Annotated in this window: 11 protein-coding genes; 6 read left to right on the forward strand and 5 right to left on the reverse strand. The window is 59.6% G+C overall.

Features of this window, described 5'->3' with window-relative positions; translation table 11 throughout:
* Positions 1 to 80: 80 nt before the first annotated feature.
* Complete coding sequence (locus AC1DON_RS06165; protein ID WP_476933878.1) at positions 81 to 1,229, forward strand: aminotransferase; 1,149 nt, start codon at positions 81 to 83, stop codon at positions 1,227 to 1,229.
* On the opposite strand, the gene AC1DON_RS06170 is transcribed toward AC1DON_RS06165, so the two are convergent.
* A complete protein-coding gene (locus tag AC1DON_RS06170; protein WP_476933879.1) occupies positions 1,226 to 2,245 on the reverse strand; it encodes a cupin-like domain-containing protein in 1,020 nt (339 codons plus the stop codon). The genes AC1DON_RS06165 and AC1DON_RS06170 overlap by 4 nt on opposite strands.
* Before the next feature lie 503 nt (positions 2,246 to 2,748).
* Here AC1DON_RS06170 and AC1DON_RS06175 point away from each other — a divergent pair.
* From AC1DON_RS06175 to AC1DON_RS06190, 4 genes are all read left to right on the forward strand, one after another.
* A complete protein-coding gene (locus tag AC1DON_RS06175; protein ID WP_476933880.1) occupies positions 2,749 to 6,012 on the forward strand; it encodes a TonB-dependent receptor in 3,264 nt (1,087 codons plus the stop codon).
* Positions 6,013 to 6,173: 161 nt separating this feature from the next.
* On the forward strand, positions 6,174 to 7,724 hold the full coding sequence (locus AC1DON_RS06180; protein WP_476933881.1) for a tryptophan halogenase family protein: 1,551 nt from the start codon (positions 6,174 to 6,176) through the stop codon (positions 7,722 to 7,724).
* Positions 7,717 to 9,231: a tryptophan halogenase family protein gene (locus AC1DON_RS06185; RefSeq protein WP_476933882.1), complete on the forward strand. Its 1,515-nt coding sequence runs from the start codon at positions 7,717 to 7,719 to the stop codon at positions 9,229 to 9,231. The genes AC1DON_RS06180 and AC1DON_RS06185 overlap by 8 nt, the downstream gene beginning before the upstream one ends.
* 2 nt (positions 9,232 to 9,233) lie before the next feature.
* Positions 9,234 to 10,760 carry a tryptophan halogenase family protein gene (locus AC1DON_RS06190; protein ID WP_476933883.1) on the forward strand — a complete coding sequence of 509 codons (1,527 nt, stop codon included), beginning with the start codon at positions 9,234 to 9,236 and terminating at the stop codon, positions 10,758 to 10,760.
* 12 nt (positions 10,761 to 10,772) lie between these two features.
* On the opposite strand, the gene AC1DON_RS06195 is transcribed toward AC1DON_RS06190, so the two are convergent.
* Positions 10,773 to 11,486: a DUF6445 family protein gene (locus AC1DON_RS06195; protein ID WP_476933884.1), complete on the reverse strand. Its 714-nt coding sequence runs from the start codon at positions 11,484 to 11,486 to the stop codon at positions 10,773 to 10,775.
* A gap of 103 nt (positions 11,487 to 11,589) precedes the next feature.
* Here AC1DON_RS06195 and AC1DON_RS06200 point away from each other — a divergent pair, with 103 nt between their 5' ends.
* A complete protein-coding gene (locus AC1DON_RS06200) occupies positions 11,590 to 12,279 on the forward strand; it encodes a DUF6445 family protein (RefSeq protein ID WP_476933885.1) in 690 nt (229 codons plus the stop codon).
* Here AC1DON_RS06200 and gabT read toward each other — a convergent pair.
* The 3 genes from gabT to AC1DON_RS06215 form a co-directional block, all read right to left on the reverse strand.
* Positions 12,276 to 13,553, reverse strand: coding sequence for a 4-aminobutyrate--2-oxoglutarate transaminase (gene gabT, locus AC1DON_RS06205; RefSeq protein WP_476933886.1), 1,278 nt, complete (start codon positions 13,551 to 13,553; stop codon positions 12,276 to 12,278). The genes AC1DON_RS06200 and gabT overlap by 4 nt on opposite strands.
* Positions 13,554 to 13,825: 272 nt before the next feature.
* Positions 13,826 to 15,382, reverse strand: a complete 1,557-nt coding sequence (locus AC1DON_RS06210; protein WP_476933887.1) for a DHA2 family efflux MFS transporter permease subunit — start codon at positions 15,380 to 15,382, stop codon at positions 13,826 to 13,828.
* 84 nt (positions 15,383 to 15,466) lie between these two features.
* Positions 15,467 to 16,606: an EmrA/EmrK family multidrug efflux transporter periplasmic adaptor subunit gene (locus tag AC1DON_RS06215; RefSeq protein WP_476933888.1), complete on the reverse strand. Its 1,140-nt coding sequence runs from the start codon at positions 16,604 to 16,606 to the stop codon at positions 15,467 to 15,469.
* Positions 16,607 to 16,682 lie beyond the last annotated feature (76 nt).

Consider the following 16,682-nt stretch of genomic DNA (forward strand, 5'->3'; position numbering starts at 1 on the left):
GCATCCCGTTCAAATTTGTTGGTCGCCATGCTCTGCCGAAAACCGCTATATACTTTCGGTATATCGCTATGGGCACGCACATGAACCCTGTTTTCGCCGGCCTGAAGACCAGCATATTCGAAGTCATGTCGCTCGAAGCCCGGGCGCGCGGCGCGATCAATCTCGGCCAAGGCTTCCCCGAGAGTGATGGCTTCCCCGAGGTGCGCCAGGCGGCAGCTACCGCTTTGGCGGAGCAGTCCAATCAATATGCGCCGATGCGCGGCTTGGCCGTGCTGCGCCAGGCCGTGGCGGACTTCTACCGGCGTACCCAAGGCGTAATGCTCGACCCTGAACGCAATGTCCTGATTACCTCGGGCGCCACCGAAGCGCTGTCCGCCGCTATCCTCTCGCTGGTCACGCCAGGTGACGAGGTCGTCGTCTTCGAGCCGATGTATGATGCCTACCTGCCGCTGATCCGCCGTGCGGGCGGCGTGCCGCGTATCGTGCAGCTCCAGCCGCCGCACTGGACCTTTAGCGAAGCGGACCTTGAGGCGGCCTTCAGCGACCGGACGCGGCTGGTGCTGATCACCACGCCCAACAATCCGACGACCCATGCGCTTAGCCGCGCCGAGCTGGAATTGCTGCAGCGGTTTTGCGTGCAGCACGACGCCTGGCTGGTCAGCGACGAGGTATGGGAGCAGATTGTCTTCGGCGCACCGCACCTGAGCGCCCTGCACCTGCCGCAACTGGCGGAACGGTCGCTCAAGATCGGATCGGCTGGCAAGATCTTCTCGCTGACCGGCTGGAAGGTCGGCTTTGTCTGCGGGCCGCAGGTCCTGGTCGATCAGGTGGCGCGGGCGCATCAGTTCATCACCTTTTCAACGCCGCCGGCTCTGCAGCACGGCGTCGCCTTCGGGCTTGGCCTGGCGCCGGAACGCTTCGCCCTTGCCCTGTCCGAGCTTGAAGGCTTACGCGACCTTCTGGCGTCGCGGCTGGGGGATGCGGGTTTTGCTGTCCTGCCGCCGCAGGGGACCTATTTCCTCAATCTTGACCTGCCGGCATCCGGCATTACGGAAAGTGCAATCGACTATGCCGGCCGGCTGGTACGCGACCATGGCGTAGCCGCCATCCCCCTGCCCGCCTTTTGCGACAGCGACCGTGAACTGGCGGTGTTGCGTCTGTGTTTCGCCAAGTCGGAGGCCACCCTTGTAAAGGCAGCTGCGGCGATGGCGGCATCGCGGCGAGCTTAACCCCGCAGGATTTGCTGCAGGGCGCGAATCAGGCCGTTGCGGATCTCGGCGGTGTGCCGGCCCAGACCGCCCTGGTGCCGGACCGGAATGTGCGCCACGGCGTCGCCATTGCTGCGGAAAATGTAATCGTCGAACATCTGCTTCCAGTAGGCGCGCTCCTGGTCTGGCAGGTCCTTGAGCGCCAGGATCGCCATGTTGAAGCAGGTGACGGGATTCTCCAGCGGGTTGGGCGGGGTGCCCCACCAGTAGTTGATCAGCACATTGAAGCGGTCGAGCGACTGGACGTGGTGCCACCAGTAGCGCGGCACGTAAAGCGCGTCGCCAGGCTCCATGTCGGCGACCTGGGCGTGGGCAATGGCTTCGCGCAAACGTGGGAACTTGTCGAAATCGGGCTCTTCCAGGCTGGCCAGGCTGATGGCGCGGCCCGCCGGCGTATGCTCCAGCGGACCGATGTAGAGATTGCCGGCCTGGTCGGGTGGAAAGAGGGTGAAGCGGCGGCGGCCAGCGACCACGCAGGCGATATTGTGGTCGTTGTCATTATGTGTCTGGGCGCGCGTCTGGTTGTTGATCCATATATTCGGCGTCACGAACGGTGGCAGGAGCGGGTTGACGTTTTCGACGGCGAAACGCGGCAGGTGCTGGGCGACCGGAGTGGACTGGATATAGGCGTAGGGTGGGTTGGGATGACCGATCAGCGCCAGAATCTGGTCGATGCCCTCGCTCACCGACCGGACCTTCCGGTTGAAATTGAAGTCATGCATGTCCGGGCCGTAGGCGAAACGTCCCTTGGTAACGCTACCGGCTTCCAGCACCGTGGTCGGGCGGCCCGTGTCCATAGCCTTAAGGTAGGTGCCTGCCGCTTCGGCCGACGTGCGGCCTTGCGCTACAGCCGGCCAGTGGTCCATCAGCCCTTTGAACAGAATCGGTTGCGCCGCCGGCAAAATGATGCGCCCGAACATTTCGGGCGTGACGTCGGTGCGGATGGCAACGGACGGGACGGAGAAATTTTCTAGCATAAGGGTAACTTGGCTGAACTGTGGAAGTGGCCGTTCTATCCGTGACACCAAAGACACGCAATCGCCATGCGCCGGTAAGCATTTTTTAACGCTGTCGTCAAAAGGGCGGGGCGTTTTGAAGCTTATTGAAAATCGTTTTCAAAGAAGCGCGTCAAGTGTGACATTCATGCCATTATCTGCCGCTGTTTTCGCAGTTTCGTCATATTTTGCCTAGCTTTTACCCTGCCCTTTGGATATCTAATAAAGATGAAATAATTAATCGGGAAGAAAGCACGTCCTGCTGAAGGGTAGCAAAACACCGGTCCGTATAAAAAACCCCAGATTTCATTGACGGCAAGGTCAAATCTCGGGGCGGCCAGGTGAGAATCTTAAGAATGATTCTGTACCTGCAGTTGATCATTAATAAAAATGAGGACGTCGCCCGTGAGGCGATTTCAATTGGCTAATTCGGTCTTTGCCGCCGCATCGGGTAATGGCGGCCAGAGCAACTAGGGAGAACAAATATGAAGAAAACTGGAAGCGCGGCCTTTGGGCTGAAGCTTTTAAAGGGCAGCGTATCGCTGGTAGCGCTAACGGCTATGGCCGTTACGGCGTCGTCCGCGATGGCCCAGGAAAAGACTACTGACGGCGCTGACGAAGTTGTTGTCACCGGCGTCCGCAAGTCGCTGAAGAGCGCCCAGCAGATCAAGAAGGACGCCGATACCGTCGTCGATTCGATCACGGCTAACGACATCGGTTCGTTCCCGGACAAGTCGGTTGCCGAAGCGCTGCAGCGCGTCGCCGGTATCACCGTCAACCGCTTCGCCGCTACCGGCGATACGGCCCACTTCTCGGCTGAACCGTCGGGCGTCGTCGTTCGCGGCCTGCAGCAGGTCCGTTCGGAATTCAACGGCCGCGACATCTTCACTGCCGACTCGAACCGTGGTCTGTCCTGGTCCGACGTTTCGCCGGAACTGATGGGCGGCGTCGATGTTTACAAGAACCAGACCGCGGAACTGATCGAAGGCGGCATCGCCGGCACGATCAACCTCCGTACCCGTCTGCCGTTCGACCAGAAGGGCCGTGTCCTGGCCGCTACCGCCGAATATACCTACGGCGACCTGGTCGAAAAGGGCGCGACTGCCATCTCGGGCATCTATGCGGACCGCTTTGACACCAGCGCCGGCGAGTTCGGCATAATGATCAACGCTGCGCATTCGGGGATTTACACCAACTCCGAAGGCGTCCAACTCGGCCGTATTGTCCCATACAGCAACTCGGGCGTCTGGGGCACGAGCGCCAAGCGTTACTTCCCAATGACTGTGTCGCTGCGCGACAACGTTTATGACCGCGTCCGTACGGGTATTGCCCTGGCCGGCCAGTGGCAGAATCACTCCAAGACGATGCTTGCCTCGCTTCAGTACAATCAGTCGAAGAAGACTGAAAAGTGGGAAGAGTATGTCGCAACGGCTGCTACCGGAGCGGATGCTTGGGCCCAGCAGATCGATTTCGTGTCTGGTGCGGACAACGTGCAATGCCTGACGGGCACCACCTGTACCTTTGACAGCAACGGTTTCTTCCAGACCGGCAGCCTCGTCAACGCCAATGGTGCGTGGTATGGTTCCTTCCAGAACCCGACCGGCTCGACCTCGCCGAATGGCCTGGCCCGCACTTGCTATTCGTGGGAAGCATCGACTTCCTGCCCGGCCACGCAACGCGCTACGTCCTACTCGAACGACACGCGCTGGAGCGACTCCACCAATGACACGCGTGACCTGTCGTTCAATTTCAAGTGGGATCCGACGGATCGCCTGAAGCTGAACTTCGACGTTCAGGCGGTTGAAGCGACGCAAGAGAACTACGACATCTCGACTCAGCTGACGACCTGGGCGACGGCCAAGCTCGATTTCTCGGGCGACCATCCGACCATGCAAATCGCAGATTCGGCAGTGGGCTGGTACCTGGCACCGGGCGGTATCACCAACAAGGACAACTATCGCGTACCATGGATCATGGATCACGTGACGGACTCGGAAGGCAAGTCCTTTGCCGTTCGTGCTGACCTGGCTTACAGCTTCGATTCGCCCTGGCTTAACACTCTGAAAGCCGGTGTCCGTTTCGCTGATCGTGAGCAGACCGTGCGTTGGTCGACCTACAACTGGCAGGCCGTCGTCAACAACTGGACGAACTACGACCGTGACAACTTCTACGTCAATGGTTCGAAATTCCCGAGCCAGAGTGCATACGGCAACTACACCTTCGACGAAGATTTCTACGGCGGTGGTGCAACCAATGTCAGTACGGCTCCGTTTATCCTGACCTCTGTCCTGCAGGATCGTGAAGGCTTCGCCAACACCTTTGGCAACCAGGCTTACAAGCCTCTCGACACTAGCGGGAACAATACTAATGGTTGGGCGCCGATCTGCATGCGGAGCGGCGAAACTGACGGCTGTTTCCGTCCGGCGGAAGTTGCCCAGGTCCAGGAGCAAACCAAGGCTGCCTATATTCAGCTGAAGTTTGGCGGTAATGACGCTACGATCTTCAACGGTGTGACCGTGACCGGCAACGTCGGTCTCCGCTACGTGGAAACCTTCAACGAGAGCACCGGCGGGACCAACTACAATAGCGGTGTCACCTATGATACGACTCCGCTGGTTGAGACGGCACCCGGCAGCGGTATCTTCCGTCCGAGCATCACCTACTACGTTTCGGCCGCCGATCGTGCGTTTATGGCGCCAAGTACAGCTCTGGAAACGGCAAGCATCACACACAAGAACTGGTTGCCGAGCTTCAACGTTCGCTTTGGCTTGACCGACGAGTGGTTCTTGCGCTTTGCAGCTTCGAAGGCCATGTCGCGTCCTGATATCGGTAACCTGAAGAAGTACACCAGCGTGGGGATGGCACTGCCGTCTGCGACGAATGCGACACTGGATTGTAACCCAACCACGGGTGCCTTTACCTGCAACAGCTCCGGCGCTATCGTGCAGACGAAGACACGCTTCACCGGTTCGGCGAACAACCCCTACCTGAAGTCGGTGACTGCGGATCAGCTCGATCTGTCGGTGGAAAACTATTTCTCCTCGACAGGGTCTATGACGTTCAACCTGTTCTACAAGAAGTTCCACGACTATATACAGTACGGCAGCTACTTCACGGACTTCACCAACAATGGTCAGACCCGTCAAGTACAGGTCAACGGTCCGATCAACGGGGACGGCGCCTCCATCAAGGGCTTCGAAGTCGCCTACCAGTCGTTCTTTGACAGCCTGCCGGCTCCGTTTGACGGTCTTGGTATCCAGACCAACTGGACCCACCTGTCGAACAGCGGCATCAAGGGCTCGGGCGTTGTCGTCAACTCGGGCGACGGCTCTTCGGGCACCACCGGTGGCGGTACGTCGCTGGCGGCTCTGAGCTTCACTGGCCTGCCGCTCGAAGGCCTGTCTGACGACACCTTCAACCTGGTAGGCATGTACGAAAAGGGCAAGCTGTCGGCACGTCTCGCCTACAACTGGCGCTCGCAGTATATGGTCACGGCTCAAGACTGCTGCGCGGTCTTCCCGATCTGGCAAGAAGCCATTGGCTACCTCGATGGTCGTGTGGCTTATCGCCTCAACGAGAATATCGAAGTGTCGCTGGAAGGCTCGAACCTGCTGCAATCGGAAACGGTATTGCTCCAGCAAGTCGATGGTCCGACGTCTAACGGCGGTACGAACGCTCAACTGCTGCTGCCGTACTCCTGGTTCAAGAATGACCGTCGTATCCAGGCGTCTATCCGCCTGAAATACTAAGTCTATACTTGTGTTAATAAATAAAGGCGCGCTGTCCGAAAGGGCAGCGCGCTTTTTATATGAGATAAGAACTGTTCTTGACCATTAGGTTGCAGTCGGTCTTTATTAAAAAAGCAAAACCGTCTAAACGGTGACACATCAACCGCCGGGAAGCGAACGATATGAGCCAGGTTCCGTTAAGGGTCGTTATTCTGGGAGGCGGAACGGCGGGCTGGATGACAGCCGCCACGCTCAACAAGGCCTTTAAGCCGGAGTTCTGCACGGTTCGGCTGATCGAATCGGATGAAATCGGTACGGTCGGAGTCGGTGAGGCGACGCTGCCTCAGGTGAAAAGTTTCAACGATTTTCTCGAACTCGATGAGCCCGAGTTCATGCGTGAAACCAATGCGACCTTCAAACTCGGTATCGATTTCTGCAACTGGGCGCGCAATGGCGACAGCTATATCCATCCGTTCGGTATCCACGGCCAGGCTATCAACGGTGTGCCGCTCTTCCAGTACTGGCTCCGTGCCCGGCAATCCGGATATGATTCCGACCTGCAGGACTATTCCTTCGCTATTTCAGCCTGCCGGCACCTGAAGTTCGATTTTCCGTCTGAAGATGATAATTCCGTCCGCTCGACCTTTGCCTACGCCTATCATTTCGACGCGGTCCTGTACGCGCGCTATCTGAGAAAATGGTCGATTGCCCGCGGTCTGCAACGTACCGAGGGCAAGGTTGTCGACGTGACGCTGCGGCCGGAAGATGGCTATATACAGTCCCTGACCCTGGCCTCGGGCGAGGTCATCGAGGGAGACCTGTTCATCGATTGCTCCGGTTTCCGGGGCGTGCTGATCAGCCAGACGCTGAAAATGGGTTGGGAGGACTGGACGCCCTGGTTACCATGTGACCGTGCCCTCGCCGTGCCATGTGACCGGGCCGGTGATTTTACGCCCTATACCCGGGCGTCTGCAAAGGAAGCGGGCTGGACCTGGCGTATTCCGCTGCAGCACCGTACAGGCAACGGCTATGTCTTCTCCAGCCGTTTCACGACCGAAGACCGGGCAGCCGAAGTCTTGATGTCAGGCCTGGATGGCAAGGCGCAGGCCGATCCCAGATTGATTAAATTCCAGGCCGGCCGTCGCCAGCAATCGTGGCATAAGAACTGTATCGCAATTGGTTTGGCCAGCGGCTTCCTCGAGCCATTGGAATCGACCAGTATCTATCTGGCGCAGATCGCGACCAATTTCCTGATGCGCCTGTTCCCGTCGAAAACAATTGATCCCAAGCTCATCGACGAATTTAACCGCCTGATCGATATTGAATACGAGCGGGTGCGCGACTTCCTCATTCTGCACTATCACGCGAATGAAAAGCCCCCTGAAGAGGATCCGACGGGCTTGTGGCGTTACGTTCGCGAAATGGCGGTGCCTGATACACTTACAACCAAGATGGAAACCTTCCGCCATCGTGGTCATATCCATCGCTACAAGGACGGACTCTTTGCGCCGCCGAGCTGGATCGCCGTCTATGCGGGGCAACGTGTCCTGCCGAACAATTATGACCGCCAGGTCGACAATATGAGCCTGGACAATGTTCTTGAGACACTGACGGAGGTGCGCGAGCGCGTCCGGGTTAATGTCGACGTCTTGCCGACGCACGAGCAGTTCTTGAAAGACTACTGTTTCGATCCCACGGGCAAAGTTATGCTGCAGGATGCTGTCAATGGATGAGTCCGCCCGCATATCCAGAGTTGTCATCGTCGGCCGCGACGAATCGTTATGGCTGGCCGCCAACGTGTTGTGGCGGGCTTTCGGTAAGGCCGGACTTGAAATCACGGCAATCGAGCTGCCGTCCATGTTGCGGCCGGGTGACGTATTTCCGACCCTGAAGCAGCAGGAAGCCTATCATCGACTTATCGGGATTGAGGAAGCGCCGATGATGAGCGCCTGCCAGGCAACCTACACCCTGGGCCAGCGCTTTGTTAACTTCTCCAGGACGCGCCCGTCCTTCATGCATGCCTATTCGACTTACGGCCGGCCCATCGATCGCGTGCCTTTCCATCATTTCTGGCTCAAGGCGCGTGCCGAGGGCATGAAGGCGGAATTTGACGATTTCTCGATCAATGCCGCCGCTGCCAACCGGGGGAAATTCTTTATTCCAGGTGATGAGACAGACGGCTTTGCGAACTGCAACTATGCCTACCACCTGGGGGCGACGGGTTACTGCTATGTTTTGAAAACCGTTGCCCTGGAACGCAAGGTCAACCACGTAGTTGCCAGGCTGGCCGAGGTCGTTCGCGACGCAGAGGATGGGCGTATTACCGCGCTTAAACTCATGAACGGCCAGACAGTCGAAGGCGATTTCTTCATCGATGCGTCGGGTGCCGAAAGCGCCGTGTTGGGCCAGGGACTGGGGGTCGAATTTCAGTCCTGGGGCCAGATGCTGCCTTGTGATCGCGTGCTGACGACCTATGGTCCTCCGATGTCGCCCTTGCCGCCTTACAGCCAGGTTGCCGCCTTCCGTTCCGGATGGGTGGGCATGTATCCTTTGCAGAATTGCACGGCGATCCAGCAGGCCTATTCCAGTGTCGACCTTAAGGAAGACGAGGCCTTCCAGGCAGCGGGAATTGTCGCGTCCATGCGCCTGAACCCCGACGCGACGGTTACGCCGTTCATGGCCGGAACGCGCAAAACCTACTGGGAAAAAAACTGCGTCGCGATCGGTGAGGCTGCGGCCGTACTTGATCCTATCGACAGCCTGCGAATCCATACCAGCTTCATAGGCCTCTCTCATCTGGTGTCTCTTTTCCCCATCGACCGCAATTGCGCGGTGGAAAGGGACGAATACAATCGCAATGTCGGTGCGTCTCTTGAGCGCGCGCGTGATTTCCAGATATGCCACTACGTGCTCAATCAGCGCGCCGGGCAACCCTTCTGGGACTATTGCCGGAATATCGAGGTTCCGGATCTTCTGCGCTACAAGCTGGAACTCTTCTTCGCCCGTGGCAGCCTGGCGCTATATGATGACGAAGCTTTCGAAGAAGATGACTGGATCGCCATGCTCCTGGGCCACGGCCTGATTCCCAACGCGTATGATCCCCTGGTCGATCAGACCGACCAGGCGGAAGCCATACAGCAGTTCCAGAAAATGCTTGGTTTCATCCGCACGATCGTTGAGCCCATGAAGCCAATGGAAATGTATCTTGGAAAGGTGCCGGTTCCGGCACAGGAGCGATAAACGTGCAGTCCGTAGTCAGGAAGATTGTGATTGTCGGCGGTGGGACCGCGGGCTGGATGACGGCGGCGTGTTTCGCAAAGGCGTTGAGCACGCACCACTACGACATAACGCTTGTCGAGTCCGAGGAGATCGGTACGGTCGGGGTCGGCGAAGCCACCATCCCCCCGATTATTGAGTATAATTCCTTCCTGGGACTCGATGAAACCGATTTTATTCGTGAGACCAATGCAACATTCAAGCTGGGCATCGAGTTCGTCGATTGGCGCCGGAAGGGCCACAGCTATATCCATCCATTCAGCGTGTTCGGCAAGGACATCGACGGCTTTACATTTCAGCACTACTACTTCCGCCACTATATCGAACGCGGTGGCGGCGACATAGACATCGGCAAGTACAATGCACCGACAGAAGCTGCGCTGCAGGGCCGTTTTTCCCGCGTGAAATCGGAGCCTGGCAAGCCCGACCTGACCTACGCCTTTCAATTCGACGCGGGGCTTTATGCGCGCTATCTGCGTCGGTATTCCGAAAAGCTTGGTGTGGTGCGCCAGGAAGGCCGGATCGTAAAGGTCAATCAACATCCTGAAACGGGCTATGTTACGTCGGTCCAGACCGCCGACGGACGGGTGATCGAAGGTGACCTGTTCATCGACTGCTCGGGCTTCCGTGGGCTGCTGATCGAAGAAACGCTCAAGACGGGTTACACCGACTGGAGCCATTGGCTGCCGATGAACCGTGCGGCCGCCGTGCCGTGCGAACGGGCAGATCAACTGGTGCCCTATACGCGGGCGACGGCGCGCGAAGCGGGATGGCAATGGCGGATTCCGTTGCAGCACCGCACAGGAAATGGCTACGTTTTCTGTAACGATTTTATCAGTGAGGATGAGGCCGTCGAGAAACTGCTGTCGCGTCTGGACGGTAAACCCCAGGCCGACCCCAAAATTCTGCGCTTTGTCACGGGTCGCCGCAATAAGGCGTGGAACAAGAACGTGGTGGCGCTGGGTCTTGCCAGTGGTTTCCTCGAGCCGCTGGAATCGACCAGCATTCACCTGGTCCAGGCGGGTGCCTTCAAATTGCTGGCCCTGTTCCCGCGCCACGGATTCAATCCGCACATCGTTGATGAATATAACCGCCAGGTCGAGCACGACTACGAGAACATCAAGGACTTCATAATCGCGCACTACAAGGTCACGGAACGCGATGATACGCCGTTCTGGCGTCACGTTCAGCAGATGGCTATCCCAGACAGCCTGCGCGACCGCCTGGATGTTTTCCGTGCGACCAGCCAGACGCTGTCGCGTGAACCGGATCTTTTCCGGGAAGTCAGCTGGGTAGCCGTTCTGACGGGACAGGGGATTGTGCCGCACGACTATCACCCAGCCGCCGATGCGATGGACAATGACGATTTGCGCATCCACCTTGGAAGCTGGCGCAATGCCGTGCTTGAGCGGGTCAAGAATCTTCCGTCGCATGAAGACTATATCCGCCGTCACTGCGCGTCCGCAGACTTCAAGATGCGCGAAGCCGGCTGAGAGAGGCGGGTGTTATAGCCCCTCGGTGTTGAAGAACATGTTCGCGGTTAAACGACCGGTGCGAGGCGTGTTGCCCAAATCGACGCCGGCCGTCAGGCATGCAGAATGGAACAACCCTGCCCGGTAAAAGATCAGGCGATTGAACCTTGCCTCAACGTGCGCAATTTCCTCGTATAGCTGGCGGACTTCCTCCAGCGGCCTGTCTTTGTGCGCTTCCAGCTCCTGGCGGCGCAATCGTCTGTATCCATCGCTGCGGATCGGTGTCACCACCTCGTAGCCCGTAGCCTTGTGACGATAAAATGCCGTTCCGCCAAAGGCGGCCGGGCTGAGATAGTGAACCGTCGCGAAGCTGTTCAGGCGATGCGAGTCGATGTGTGGAGCGGCTTGGGCGGGTGTCATCGCCTCAGGCCCCACGGTCGCCAGGCCGAAAAAGCCGTAGCTGGGTGGGCGAAAACCCGGGTTAACGCCAAAGCTGCCCGCCATTGGACCGAGCAACAGTTGTGCAACCTGGTTGCGGTAGGTGTCCGGCAACGGGGCCACAAGCCCGGGATAGCGTGACGCGGCGGGCGGAAGATCAAAAGCCGCCTGTGCCGCGTGTTCGATCAATGCGTCCGGATCAACCAGGACATTGTCGACGACCACGACGGGTTCCTCACTGTCCCCGACCCTGAGAATTTCTATACGGGCATCAGCATTGAAAACGAGGTCAGGCAGATGTGTGGTCATGACGCGATGTTCGATTTTCTTGAAATTTCAGAGGGCGTGCGGCGAGGTTTGCAATGGGCGTTGATTTGAGTCTAAAACGTCGAGCTTGTATATGGAGTAGGGCATGTCGGTACAGACTATCCGGATCGGGGAAGAGCAGACTCCCATCGTCGTTATCGACAATTTCTTTCAGAACCCGGACGAGATTGTCCAGATTGCCACCGATCTGGCGCCTTTTCCAGCGCAGAAGGGGCACTACTATCCCGGATTGCGTCATCGCATTACGCCACAGGATCTGGAAAGTTTCGCGTATGTCGAGGCAGTGTGCCGTGGTCTTGCCGGTATCATGGAAGATGTCTACGGGATTCGCAAATACGACATTCTTGACGCCGGGTTTTCCCTGATGACCCTGCAGCCGGATGATCTGCAACCCCTGCAAAAAATACCGCATTTTGACCACCATACGGCCGATGGTTTTGCCATTATCCACTATCTCTCAAAGGGGCCGAGCGGCGGCACTGCCTTCTACAAGCATGCGCGTACGGGGTTTGAGACTCTGACGGACGCCCGTTTGGAGGCTTATGCCCAGGCGCGCGAAACAGATATCCGTGAATACGGCGTGCCCAGCGGCTATCATTCGGGGGATCGTAGCGGATTTATTGAATTGGCGAGCGTTGAGGCGCGGTTTAATCGCGCAGCCATCTATCCCGGACGCATACTGCATACGGGGATCGTGCCCGAAAATTTCAATTTTAGCCCCGATCCGCGACGCGGGCGTCTGACGGCCAACATCTTCGTCAGAGCCTTGAGCTAAACCTTAAGCGCCCGTTCCAGCTTGTCGAGGCCTTCGTCGAGGATGGCGTCTGAGGCCGTCAGCGGGCACAGGATGCGGATGGTATTGGCATAGACGCCGCATGACAGCAGGATAAGGCCGTTCTCCTGCGCCTTCATGCAGGCGGACTTGGCGGCGGCGGCATCGGGTGTGTGGCTGCCGCGCTCGGTCACGATGTCGAAGGCGATCATGGCGCCCAGGCCGCGGATGGCGGTCATGGGGACGATGCCATTGCGGCGGCTCAGATCTTCCAGTCGCGCCTTGATTTTCGCGCCTTGGGCATTGGCGCCGTCGAGCAGCTTTTCCTCTTCGATGACATCCAGCACGGCCAGGGCGGCGGCGCAGGCGACCGGGTTGCCGCCATAGGTGCCGCCCAGCCCGCCGATGACGGGGGCGTCCATGACCTCGGCGCGACCTACGACGCCCGACAACGGATAGCCGCCGGCCAGCGACTTGGCCATGGTCATCAGGTCGGGTTTGACGTCGTAATGCTCCATGGCGAACAGCTTGCCGGTGCGGCCAAAGCCGGTCTGGACCTCATCGGCGATCAAAAGGATGCCGTGGTCGTCGCAGATTTTGCGCAATGTCTGCATCAGCTCCGGCGGGGTGATCAGGAAGCCGCCTTCGCCCTGGACGGGCTCGATGATGATGGCGGCGACCGCGTCCGGCGCTATGTCGGCCTTGAACAGGTAGTCGAGCATTTTCAAGGTGTCAGTGACGTCGATACCGTGCGCTTCTACGGGGAAGGGCAGGTGATAGATGCCGGGCTGCTGCGGCCCCAGGTCCTTCTTGTAAGGGACGACCTTTCCAGTCAGGGCCGAGGTCAGGGCGGTGCGGCCATGGAAGCCACCGGTAAAGGCGATGATGCCATCGCGCTTGGTGTAGGCACGGGCGATCTTGACGGCGTTTTCGACGGCTTCGGCGCCGGTCGTCAGGAAGACCGACTTGGCCGGCTTGGCGACGGGCGCCAGGTCGTTCAGGCGCTCGGCGAGGGCGATATAGGCCTCATAAGGCACGACCTGGAAGGCAGTGTGCGTAAAGGCATTCATCTGCGCCAGCGCTGCGGCCTGCACCTTCGGGTGGCGGTGACCGGTGTTGAGCACGGCAATGCCGCCGGCGAAGTCAATGAAGCGCTTGCCGTCGGCGTCCCACAGCTCGGCATTTTCGGCGCGCCCGGCATAAAGCGAGGTGGCGTGGCCAATGCCGCGCGGTACGGCAGCGGCACGGCGGGCGGCGAGATCGGCGTTTTGGGTCATGGGACAGCTCCGTTAGAAGCCAAGCGATAACAAATGTGATCACAATTTGCCAGTGAGCCATGCTCAAAATAAAAGGAGGGAGCGGGCCGGGAAGCCGCTCCCTCCGTCACGGTCCACCGTGACACCTCGTCGGGGGGGACGAGGGTTCTGTTGCAGCGCCGGAGCAATGTGCCAAAAAGTGTGCAGCGGTTTTGGCTTAAACATTGCGACCAGATTAGAAGCAATGTGCCAAAAAGTGTGCAGCGGTTTTTGGCTTAAACATTGCGACCAGATTAATGCGCGCTGCCCATATCGACCGGGCCCTTGGGCCGGGGCAGGGTCCAGGCCAGGCAGGCGCACAGGGCAAAGACGACGGCCGCGCCGATGAACATCTCATTGGTGGCGATCATCAGGGCCTGGCTTTCGACCATACGGTTGAAGCTTTCCAGCGCCACTTCGTGCGGCATGCCTTGCTGCGTCATTGTCTGCACCGCCGCTTCGGCATTGGGCAGGTGATTGACGATCTTGGCGTGGTTGGCATTGGCCGAGTTTTCCCAAGCCGTGGTGACGAAGGAGGTCGCCACCGCACCCGCCATGGTGCGGATGAAGTTCTGCAGACCCGCCGCTGAGGCGACTTCCTGGGGCAGGACCGAGCCCATCGACACCTGGATCAGCGGCATGAAGAAGAAGGGCATGCCTGCGCCGGCCAGGAAGATCCACACCGTGATGCTGGTGAAGCTCATGTCGGTCGTGGCCTGGCCGCGCATGAAGGTGATGAAGGCCAGCCACATGACGCCGAAGAAGATGATCTTGCGCGGGTCGTAGCGGGCCGCAAGCTGCGCGGCGATCGGGGCGGCGAAGATGGCCAGGATGCCGATGGCGCCCGTCGCATTGCCGGCCCAGCTGGCCGTCCAGCCGAGGTTGCCCTGCATCCACAGTGGCCCCAGCACGTTGATGGCGAAGAAGGAGCCGATCATCATCGCCATGCAGACCATGGCCAGTGAGAAGCCGGGGTGGCGGAATATCCTCAGGTCGACGATCGGGTTGTCGTCGGTCAGTTCCCAGATGACGAAGGCGATGAAGCCGAGCAGGGCCGTGACCGCCAGGCCGATGATCAGCGGCGACGAGAACCATTCGTTCTCCTTGCCGAGGTCGAGCATCAGCTGCAACGCGCCGACCCACAGGACCAGCAGGGCGAGGCCGATAAAGTCGATGCGCGCCTTGACCGTCTTGGTCTCGTAGCGCGACAGCACACGCCAGACCAGGAAGCCGGCGCCAAGGGCAATCGGGATGTTGACCAGGAAGATCGAGCCCCAGCCGAAATTGTCGCACAGGGTGCCGCCCAGGACCGGTCCGGCGATCGGCGCGGTCAAGGTCGTGATGGCCCAAATCGACATGGCGACGGGGCGCAGTTTCGGCGGGAAGATGGTCAGCAGCAGGGTTTGCGCCAGCGGCATCAGCGGGCCGCCGCACAGGCCTTGCAGGACGCGTCCCAGGATCAGCACGTCGAGATTAGGCGCCAGGCCGCACATCAATGAGGTGAAGGCAAAGCCGATAAGGGCGGTCGAGAAGACGCGCACGGCACCGAAGCGCGCGGCCAGCCAGCCGGTCAGCGGCACGGCGATGGCTTCGGCAACCGCGTAGGAGGTGATGACCCAGGTGCCTTGCGACGTCGAAACGCCGAGCGCGCCGGCGATGTTCGGCACTGAGACGTTGGCGATCGAGACGTCGAGAATGGCGACGAAGTTGGCCAGTGCCAGCAGGATGCCGCACGCCCACAGGGCTATGCCGGTCAACGGCTTGGGTTCGGAAGAGGGCAGCTTGCCTGCCGTGGTCGTGGCGCCGGACATGGGCCAGGTCCTTTATTGGAGACTTGGATAAGGCCCACCACTACATAACGCGCAGCGCGAGATGCAGTGGTGGGGCAGGCTCGCTTAGCGCGTACCGCTGATGTCGATCTTGGCCTTCATGCTCATGCCGACACGCAAAGGGTGCGCCTTCAGTTCCTTCGGGTCGAGCGCGACGCGGACCGGCAGGCGCTGGACAACCTTGATCCAGTTGCCGGTAGCGTTCTGAGCCGGGATGATAGCAAAGGCCGAGCCCGTGCCGCCCGACAGGCCCGAGACCTTGCCGTGGTACTTGACGGCCGAACCGTAGAGGTCCGAGGTCAGTTCGACCGGCTGGCCGATGGCGACCTTCTTCAGCTGAACTTCCTTGAAGTTGGCGTTCACATAGGCGTTGTCGATCGGCACGATGGTCATGAGCGGCGTGCCGACCTGGACGCGCTGGCCGACCTCGACCGTGTTCTTGGCGATGACGCCCGAGATCGGCGCGCGGATAACCGTGCGGTCGAGATCGAGGCGGGCCTGGTCGACACGGGCCTGGGCCAGCTTGACTTGCGGATTGCTTTCGACATCGCCGCCGGAAATCAGCGCGGCATTGGTGGCGCGCTGGCCTTGCGCGGCGGTGGCCTGGGCCTTGGAGGTGTTCAGGGCGGCCAGGGCGCGATCGAGCGCGGTCTTGGCGTTGGTCAGGTCTTCACCCGAAACAGCGCCCATGGTCGCCAGGTTGCGGCGGTCCTCAAAGGCGCGCTGGGCCTGGTCAAAGGCGGCCTGGGCCGAGGCGACCTGAGACTGCGCGGCGGCGGTCTGGGCAGCCAGCGTTGCGTCGGTCGAATAGTAGCCCTGGACCTGGCGGCGGACCTGATCGAGCTGGGCCTGGGCCTGGATGAGGGCCAGTTGCGCGTCGCTGTCGTCGAGGACAACCAGGACGTCGCCCTGTTTCACCAGCTTGGTGTCGTTGATATTGGCTTCCTTGACCGGCGCGGACACCAGCGGCGTCACGGCAGCGGAAGAGGCTTCGACATAGGCGTTGTCGGTTTCGACCGACTTGCCGCCTTCGATGATGTGATAGACGCCGAAGGCTGCAGCAGCCAGTGCCACGACGCCGCCGAAGATCATGAACAGCTGGCGGCGGCGCGGATTACCCGCAGGTTTGGCGGCGGCGACAGGGGCGCCGGTGGGGGCGGATTGCTCAGTGGACTTGTCGAGCTTGGGGGAGGAATCATCGGCCATTGGAGGTGCCTTGCGGATAAGCGCATCCCGAAAAGTGGTCACCGGTTTTCGGATAAGATGCGCGACAAAACAAAAA

The sequence above is a fragment of the Asticcacaulis sp. P4_H10 genome (genome assembly GCF_056400965.1).